The sequence below is a fragment of the Actinocrinis sp. genome, from assembly GCF_035946395.1.
Taxonomy (GTDB): Bacteria; Actinomycetota; Actinomycetes; order Streptomycetales; family Catenulisporaceae; genus Actinocrinis.
On record NZ_DASYZI010000424.1, the window covers coordinates 1 to 8244 of the forward strand.

The 8244-nt window shown below is 68.9% G+C and carries 7 protein-coding genes; 6 read left to right on the plus strand and 1 reads right to left on the minus strand.

Features of this window, described 5'->3' with window-relative positions; all coding sequences use genetic code 11:
- The 5 genes from VGS97_RS26750 to VGS97_RS26770 all read left to right on the plus strand — a co-directional run.
- Nucleotides 1-861: cytochrome d ubiquinol oxidase subunit II (locus VGS97_RS26750; protein ID WP_326856433.1), on the plus strand; the 861-nt coding region annotated here is incomplete at its 5' end.
- Nucleotides 862-944: 83 nt separating this feature from the next.
- Nucleotides 945-2198 (plus strand): globin domain-containing protein, encoded by a 1254-nt coding sequence (locus VGS97_RS26755; protein ID WP_326856434.1) that lies wholly within the window; start codon nt 945-947, stop codon nt 2196-2198.
- A 93-nt stretch (nt 2199-2291) separates the two neighbouring features.
- Nucleotides 2292-3293, plus strand: coding sequence for a M48 family metalloprotease (locus VGS97_RS26760; RefSeq protein WP_326856435.1), 1002 nt, complete (start codon nt 2292-2294; stop codon nt 3291-3293).
- A gap of 111 nt (nt 3294-3404) precedes the next feature.
- On the plus strand, nt 3405-3911 hold the full coding sequence (locus VGS97_RS26765) for an amino-acid N-acetyltransferase (RefSeq protein WP_326856436.1): 507 nt from the start codon (nt 3405-3407) through the stop codon (nt 3909-3911).
- 111 nt (nt 3912-4022) lie between these two features.
- The gene (locus VGS97_RS26770) at nt 4023-4361 is read left to right on the plus strand and encodes an Lsr2 family protein (protein WP_326856437.1); all 339 of its coding nucleotides are present in this window, start codon (nt 4023-4025) and stop codon (nt 4359-4361) included.
- A 321-nt stretch (nt 4362-4682) separates the two neighbouring features.
- Here VGS97_RS26770 and VGS97_RS26775 read toward each other — a convergent pair whose 3' ends face one another.
- Nucleotides 4683-5216: a hypothetical protein gene (locus VGS97_RS26775; protein ID WP_326856438.1), complete on the minus strand. Its 534-nt coding sequence runs from the start codon at nt 5214-5216 to the stop codon at nt 4683-4685.
- Nucleotides 5217-5610: 394 nt separating this feature from the next.
- On the opposite strand from VGS97_RS26775, the gene VGS97_RS26780 reads away from it, so the two are divergent.
- Nucleotides 5611-8151: an ATP-dependent Clp protease ATP-binding subunit gene (locus VGS97_RS26780; protein ID WP_326856439.1), complete on the plus strand. Its 2541-nt coding sequence runs from the start codon at nt 5611-5613 to the stop codon at nt 8149-8151.
- The last annotated feature ends 93 nt before the right edge of the window (nt 8152-8244 follow it).

Below are 8244 nucleotides of genomic sequence, written 5' to 3' on the forward strand. Positions count from 1 at the left end.
CCGGTGTGGGAGGCGAACCACGTCTGGCTCATCTTCGTGATCGTCAGCGTCTTCAGCGCCTTCCCGGCCGCGTTCGGCACCATCGCGACCTCGCTGGAGCTGCCGCTCGGCCTCGCGCTCGTCGGCATCGTGCTGCGCGGCGCGGCCTACGTGTACCGCGCGTACGGCGGCGGCGCGGCGCTGCCCGACCAGTGGTGGGGCCGGATCTTCGCCGGGGCGTCCGTGCTGACCCCGTTCATGTTCGGCGTCTCGGGCGCCGCGCTGGCCACCGGCGGCCTCGGCCCGCACAGCGCCCCCACCGAACCGTTCCGGTCCGCCTTCGCGCTGACCGCCGGGGTGCTGGCTATCGTGGTGACCGCCTTCCTGGCCGCGGTTTACCTGTGTCACGACGCGGCGCAGCACCCCGCGACGACGCATCTGGTGCCCGTTTTCCGGCGCAGGGCGATGGGCGCCGCGGTCGTTGCCGGAGTGGTCGTGCTGGCGATGCTGCCGCTCTTCTACCGTGACGCTCCGGTCGTCGCGGCCCGCTTCACCGACCGCTCGCTTCCGATCGCCGCGGTGTCAGCGCTCTGCGGGGTCGGCAGCCTGCTGGTCCTCTGGCGGGAACGTTACGTGCTCGCCCGCGTCACCGCCGCCACCGCCGTGGCCGGCGTGCTCGGCGGCTGGGCTGCGGCGCAGTACCCGGATCTGCTCGTCGGACCTTCTCCTCTTGCCGGCACCGTCACCGCGAGCCAAGCCGCGGCGGCTCCGCAGAGTGTTGACGCGATGCTGGTCGCCATGGCATTCGGCATGGCGGTGGTTCTGCCATCCTTTTACTTACTTTTGAAGGTGTTCAGCAGCCCGGCCGCCGACGAGCACTGAGCGCGCATACGCTGGCCAACCGGTTCCAGCACAAGTTCCAAGAGTGTGAAAACGCGGCCGACACGCCCGGTAAGCTCACCCGGGTGAGTGACAGGGCTGCGGTGACGTCCGAGGAAACGACGGATAAGCAGGACGCGTACGCGAACTTCGACGCGAGCGCCGACCACGATGCCGAGAGCGAGACCGAGGCCGGAATCGCGCCGAGCACGACCGGGTGGGAGTGGACCCAGGACGAGCTGATCGCCGAGATCCGGGAAAGCTTCGCGCTGATCGAGCCGCACGGACCCGCCGCGGCGGCCTGGTTCTACGATCATTTCCTCGGCGCCAATCCGCGCTACCGCAAGTATTTCTCCGACGAACCGGCCATCCAACACCGGCGGCTGTTCCAGGCGGTGCAGCGGATCGTCAGCGACCTCGACCGCCTCGAAGTATTCCTGCCCTATCTGCGTCGGCTGGCGCTGCGACACCGGAAATTCGGCCTGCGGGCCGCGCACTACCAGGCCTTCGGCGCCTCGCTGATGGCCACCGTCGCAAACTTCTGCGGCGAGCGGTGCACCGAGCGCACCATTGCGGCGTGGGAAACCGGATACGGTCTGGTGGCCACCGTGATGCTTGAGGCCGTGGCCGACGCGGACAGCGTCGCACCGCCTTACTGGGAAGCCGAGATCATCGCGCACGAAGCGCTCACCGGCGATATCGCGCGAATCGTCGCGCGGCCGTTGGAAGACACGCGGCTGCCCAGCGCTTACCAGTTCCGCGCGGGGCAGTATGCCGCCGTGGAAACCGCGGCTTTACCCCGGGTTTGGCGGGACTTCTCGTTCGCCGGACAGCCCGGAAACGAGGAAATCGAATTCCACGTGCAGCTTGGCCGTGCCGGCGGGGTAAGCGAGGTGTTGGTCCGGCAGACCGCGGTGGGCGACCACCTGCGCGTCGCCGAGGCCGAGGGAGAGCTCGCCTTTCCGGATCCGGACCGGGTGGCCCGACTGCTGGCCGTCGCGCACGGCACCGGCGCGGCGCCGGTCTACGCGCTGGTCGCGGATGCGATCGCCGAGGGCGACCGTCGGCCGCTGACCGTGCTGCTGGTGTCGGATGGCGGGCCGCACTACCTCGCCGAGGCGTTCCGTGCGCTCGCCGACAAGCACGGCGAACTGACGATCGAGGAGATCGTCGACGACCTGGCAGCCGCCGTAGTGCAGACGCACAACGCCGCCACCGGGCCCGGTGGCGGCTGCGGCGCGGTGCTGGTAGGGCCGAGCGCGATGGTGGACGAGTGCCGCAGCGCCCTGCTGACCGCCGGGGTAGCTGCCGAAGGCATCTCATCCGACTTGTTCGATTGATCTTACTGAGCCGAGTTTCTCGCCCATTTCGCCCGGTTGATCACTCTTCCGGTGGATGTGCACCACCTGGTTGCTCCTGTCACAGTGCAGATCGTGGTGTTGCCTGGTAAGCGCAGGGCAGGGGCGAAGAGCGGGGTGGGCGCGGTGCGTCCGGACGGGACGGCCCTGTGCTCGCTGGCGCTCGTACTGTTGTTCCTGCCGGTCGCCGGGGCGTGCCTGCTGCCGCTGGCGCTACTCGCCCGGCGTGCGCTGGGCGTGCCGCTGTGGCTGGCCTACGGCGGCTGGTTCACCAGCGCGGTGTGTTACGGCATGCGTCCGGTCCAGCTCACGATGGCCCGGCTGCTGTGGCCGGTCCGGCGGCCCACCGAGGCCGAACGCGAGCGGCTGGAACGGATCTGGCGCCACGTCGTCACGCATGCCGGAGTCTGCGGCCGACGGTTCCGCATCCGCGTCGTGGACCTGCCGGACGTGAACGCGCACTCGGTCGGCCGAGACCTGGTCTGCGTGACCACCGGGGCGCTCGGCGCGCTCGGCGACCGCGAGCTGGCCGGGGTGCTGGCCCACGAACTCGGCCACCACCTGCGCATGCACACCTCGGCGGCGGCCTTCCTGGTGTGGGTGCTGCTGCCGCTCCAGGGCATCGCGATACTCGGCACTCTGCTGGCGGCACCGGCCGCGATACTGGCCCGCGGCTTGGCGCAAAGCCGCCTCGGCCACCCGTGGGCCGGCGGCTGCGCGCGCGGCGCCTCACGGCTCGGCCACGGCATTCGTGCCGTATTCGCCGCACCCGGCGTTGCCGCGTTCTGCGCGAAGAACGCCGCCGGGCGCAGTGCGGAGTACCGGGTGGACGCCTTCGCCGTGGACGTCGGCCTCGGCCCCGAGCTGCTCAGCGCGCTGCGCTGGTTCTCCGCCAGCGAGGCGGCAGCCGAGGCCGCCCGGCGCAGCCGCGCCGACCGGCAGGACCGCGCGGGCCGGGCCAGGCACGCCGCGGTACACATCTCGCGCCCGACCCATCCACCGCTCGACCGCAGGATGGCCCGCATTTCCGCACGGGTCGAATCAGCGCGCACAGTTCCTCGGCGTGAGCCTGTTTGACGGCAGTGCTTCTTGACTGGGCTTCTCGACCGGGGCTTCTCGACTTTGGTTCTCGGCGGTGGTTCTGGACAGTGCCGACTGGACGGCGTCGAAGCCCTATGCTCGCCCGCTGTGGATGATCTGACCATCCGGCGGGCACGGACCGCCGACGTTCCGGAGATTCGCGAACTGATCGACTACTACGTCACCGATCGCATTCTCCTTGACAAGCCCACTGTGACCCTATATGAGGACATTCAGGAGTTTTGGGTCGCGGAACGCGATAACGACGCCATGGTGATCGGCTGCGGCGCTTTGCACGTGATGTGGCGTGACTTGGCGGAGGTGCGTTCGGTCGCGGTCGATCCACGCAGCCGCGGCCTGGGTGTCGGCCATGCGATTGTGGAAAAACTTCTCGGCACCGCCGCATGGCTGGGTGTGCGCCGGGTCTTCTGTCTTACCTTCGAAACCGCATTCTTCGAGCGGCACGGATTCCGGCCGCTCGCTCGGTCGCCGGTTGACCCCGACGTGACCGCCGAACTGTTGCGGTCAGCGGACGAAGGTATCGCGGAGTTCCTCGATCTGGAACGCGTCAAGCCGAACACATTGGGCAACACGCGCATGCTCCGGCTCTTGTAGCCGGGCGGGCGTTCTGCGGCTGCTTGGCATTCTCGCCGCAGAGTTGAATTTATCGCGGAAATGCGGTTGTCTGGTCTCCAAGAAGGCGGATGCGCGTGAAAAGGGGCGACTATGGCGCAGAAGACCGTGGTTGTGATGACGGATGACCTCTCCGGTGGCGAGGCCAGTCAGACCATCCATTTCAGCCTGGACAACACGGACTACGTGATCGATCTCAACGACAAGAACGCCGCGGCGCTGCGGGCCGAGTTTGAAAAGTACATTGACGCCGGGCGCAGGCACCGGGGCGACGGCGGCGTGGCCAAGCCGAAACGCGGCGCGGTGCGCGGTCCGGCCTCCGGCGTGGACACCGCCGCGGTGCGTGAGTGGGCGCGGACGAACGGCCACGAGGTCAGCGAGCGCGGCCGGGTTTCCAAGAAGATCATCGAGGCGTACGTCGCGGCCAACTAGGCCTCGGCCGGGGCCCCGACCAGGGCCACTGGGCCGCGCCCGACCGCCTTTTCGACCGAATTCCGGAATCAGGCGCCGCGGCGGCCGCGGGGTTGCTCGACGTGTACTCAACGCGTGGCGATGGCCGACCCTGCGGCCGCCGCAGCGCGCCGGTCATGGCCGATCATGGCAGTGCAGCAACCGACAGTGCAGCAACCAAGGCTGTGCAGCCCTCAGGATCGTGCAGCTACCAGGACTGTGCGCCGATCGAGTTCGAAGAACCCATTGACGCGACTGCGGTTGCCATTGTTGCGGCTGTGACTGTTGCTCAGGAGCTCTTGCTCAGGCCGGATCGTGCCCGGCCGCGCTGCGGGTGAGCGCGTATCGGGAGCTGGACTCCGCGATCGTCGCCAGCAGCGCGATCACCTCGGGGGGCGCCGCCAGCGGGTCGTGCAGCCACCTGTCCAGCCCGGGAGCGGGCAGCCGGTCCCCGGCGCCGTAGGCGCTCAGGTCCAGGTCGATGCCGCCCCAGTCCAGCCAGTCCAGCAGCTCCGGCAGGTCGTCGCGCGCCCCGGGGGCCACGAAGAAGCCGCAGCGGTCGGTGCCGGTCAGCGCCACGGGGCCGGGCGCCAGGGCCGCCTGTCCGTACCCGATCAGCCTGCGCAGCGCTCCCCGGCCCGCCTGCTCGGGTACCTCGACGACGTCGAACTCGGTGCCCGTCGCCAGCCACAGCACCCCGCGCGCGTCCCGCTCCACCGGCCAGCGGCGGCGCTGCGCGTACCACTGCTCCAGCTGCGCCTGCTCCAGTCGCTCCAGTTCCAGATCCGGCCGTGCGGTCTGGCAGACCCGCACGTCGGGAACACGTACGTTGGTCATATCGTGTGTCTCGCGCACGTCAGGCACGCTGGGAACACGGTCGGCGAACGCGGCGTTAGGCGACATGCGGGCCCTACGGGGTGCGGAAGCGGGGGAATCGCTGGCCGCTCGTCGAGCGGTGATGCCAACCTAGAGCAACGCGAGGCCGCCCGGGAGGGTTACCCGCCGGGTCGTTCGCTTCAGGCGTACAGCAGGAACGCGTACCCGGCTGAAGTGCGGGAACACCTGATCACACAGGGTGCGACGTTAGACTGACACTGTGTGCCGCCGCTCCGCGGGGCGCGCATTCCCGTAAGGTCCGTCACGAGGCGGGACTAGCATTCGGAAGGACAGGCCGGGTGCAGTTGCCGGGAATCCCGGCCACTGCCCGACCGCTCCGGGGAGCGAGAAGAAGATGTTCGAGAGGTTCACCGACCGCGCGCGGCGGGTAGTCGTCCTGGCTCAGGAAGAAGCCCGGATGCTCAACCACAACTACATCGGCACCGAGCACATCCTGCTCGGTCTGATCCACGAGGGCGAGGGCGTCGCCGCCAAGGCGCTGGAGTCGTTGGGCATCTCCCTTGAGGCGGTGCGCCAGCAGGTCGAGGAGATCATCGGCCAGGGCCAGCAGGCGCCGTCCGGACACATCCCGTTCACTCCCCGCGCCAAGAAGGTGCTGGAGCTCTCGCTGCGCGAGGCGCTTCAGCTCGGCCACAACTACATCGGCACCGAGCACATCCTGCTCGGCCTCATCCGCGAGGGCGAGGGCGTCGCCGCGCAGGTCCTCGTCAAGCTCGGCGCGGACCTCAACCGAGTGCGCCAGCAGGTCATCCAGCTGCTGTCCGGCTACTCCCAGGGCAAGGAGGCGGCCACCGCCGGCGCTCCTGCCGAGGGCACCCCGGCCACCTCGCTCGTGCTCGACCAGTTCGGCCGCAACCTGACCCAGGCCGCCCGCGAGGGCAAGCTCGACCCGGTGATCAACCGGGAGAAGGAAATCGAGCGGGTCATGCAGGTGCTCTCCCGGCGCACCAAGAACAACCCGGTGCTGATCGGCGAGCCCGGCGTCGGCAAGACCGCCGTGGTCGAGGGCCTTGCCCAGGCGATCGTCAAGGGCGAGGTACCGGAGACGCTCAAGGACAAGCACCTCTACACGCTCGACCTCGGCGCCCTGGTGGCCGGCTCGCGCTACCGCGGCGACTTCGAGGAGCGGCTGAAGAAGGTCCTCAAGGAGATCCGCACCCGCGGCGACATCATCCTGTTCATTGACGAGCTGCACACGCTGGTGGGCGCGGGCGCGGCCGAGGGCGCGATCGACGCGGCCTCGATCCTCAAGCCCATGCTGGCCCGCGGCGAGTTGCAGACCATCGGCGCCACCACCCTCGACGAGTACCGCAAGCACCTGGAGAAGGACGCCGCGCTGGAGCGCCGGTTCCAGCCGATCCAGGTCGCCGAGCCGTCGCTGGCGCACACCATCGAGATCCTCAAGGGCCTGCGCGACCGGTACGAGGCGCACCACCGGGTCTCGATCACCGACGCCGCGCTGGTGGCCGCCGCCACCCTGGCCGACCGGTACATCTCCGACCGCTTCCTGCCGGACAAGGCGATCGACCTGATCGACGAGGCGGGCTCGCGGATGCGCATCCGCCGGATGACCGCGCCGCCGGACCTGCGCGAGTTCGACGAGAAGATCGCCACTGTGCGCCGGGACAAGGAGTCCGCGATCGACGCGCAGGACTTCGAGAAGGCCGCCGCGCTGCGCGACCAGGAGAAGCAGCTGCTGGCCGCGAAGGCGAAGCGGGAGAAGGAGTGGAAGGCCGGCGACATGGACGTCGTGGCGGAGGTGGACGAGGAGCTGATCGCCGAGGTCCTGGCCACCGCCACCGGCATCCCGGTCTTCAAGCTGACCGAGGAGGAGACCTCTCGGCTGCTGCGCATGGAGGACGAGCTGCACAAGCGCGTCATCGGCCAGGCGCAGGCGATCAAGGCGCTGTCCCAGTCGATCCGGCGCACCCGCGCGGGCCTGAAGGACCCCAAGCGCCCCGGCGGCTCGTTCATCTTCGCCGGCCCGTCCGGCGTCGGTAAGACCGAGCTGGCCAAGACGCTCGCGGAGTTCCTCTTCGGCGACGAGGACGCCCTGATCCAGCTGGACATGTCCGAGTTCTCCGAGAAGCACACCGTCTCCCGGCTGTTCGGCTCCCCGCCCGGATACGTGGGCTACGAGGAGGGCGGCCAGCTGACCGAGAAGGTGCGCCGCAAGCCGTTCTCTGTGGTGCTCTTCGACGAGGTGGAGAAGGCCCACCCGGACATCTTCAACTCGCTGTTGCAGATCCTGGAGGACGGCCGGCTGACCGACTCCCAGGGCCGGATGGTGGACTTCAAGAACACCGTGATCATCATGACCACGAACCTGGGCACCCGGGACATCTCGAAGGGCTTCAACCTCGGCTTCGCCGCCGCGGGCGACAAGGTCACCGGCTACGAGCGGATGAAGAACAAGGTCAACGACGAGCTCAAGCAGCACTTCCGGCCCGAGTTCCTCAACCGCGTGGACGACGTGATCGTCTTCCCGCAGCTGACCCAGGAGGACATCATCCAGATCGTGGATCTGATGATGGCCAAGGTCGACGAGCGGCTCAAGGACCGGGACATGGGTATCGAGCTGACCCAGTCGGCCAAGCTGCTGCTGGCCGACAAGGGCTACGACCAGGTGCTGGGCGCCCGGCCGCTGCGCCGTACCATCCAGCGCGAGATCGAGGACCCGCTGTCGGAGAAGATCCTGTTCGGCGAGCTGCGCGCGGGTTCCATCGTGCTGGTGGAGACCGAGGGCACGGACGACGAGGCGAAGTTCACCTTCACCGCCTCGCCGAAGTCGAACCTGCCGGAGATCACCACCCCCGCGGATATCCCGGCCGCAGTGATCGCCGACAGCACGCCGAACGACTCCCCGGCAGCCTAGGGCGTGTTCGAGACGTAGGCCGGGGTCGTGGCGCCTGTCGTGCGCGATCGCCGCGTTGTCGGGTCGTGCCCATACCGCCAGTATGGGCACGAC